This window comes from Acidaminococcus sp. HCP3S3_H5 (assembly GCF_052122235.1).
GTDB lineage: Bacteria > Bacillota > Negativicutes > Acidaminococcales > Acidaminococcaceae > Acidaminococcus.
In genome coordinates, this window is record NZ_JBQKCS010000027.1 from 1 (window position 1) to 427 (window position 427).

Annotated in this window: 1 protein-coding gene; it reads right to left on the reverse strand. The window is 44.0% G+C overall.

From position 1 onward, the window contains the following. Window positions 1-118: 118 nt before the first annotated feature. Window positions 119-427: capsid assembly scaffolding protein Gp46 family protein (locus ACTQY5_RS11010; RefSeq protein WP_441369208.1), on the reverse strand; the 309-nt coding region annotated here is incomplete at its 5' end.

A 427-nucleotide genomic window follows, 5' to 3' on the forward strand; every position in this document is an offset into this window, starting at 1 on the left:
AGGTTGTCGATCATTTTCTTCTCTAGGAAGTCTCCAATGACCTCGGGGTTGATTAAATCTGCAATTTTAGTTACTTCTGCTACCATGTGTATTCTCCTTTTCGTATGGACTTATCTAATTAAGAGTTACGTCGCAAAGCTTCGTACTTAGCTGGGTTGCTTGCTTTAAGCTGCATAGCTTCTTGGGGAGATAAGTCGAATAATGATTTAGCTTCTCGCTGCCCTCCAACCCCTACAATATCTTGGTTGCTAGGTGCTGTCTGAGCTGCAAGGCCTTTTACTTTTTCCTCCACACGTTGTGACAAGAGGTTATTGATTTCTACGTCTAAAGAGTTGACGTTGTGTTTCGTAGCTTCTGGAGAATCTCCAATCACGTAGTCTGCAAAGCTTGCCGGAAGTCCTGTAGCTGCTAATGCGGCTGAAGCCAC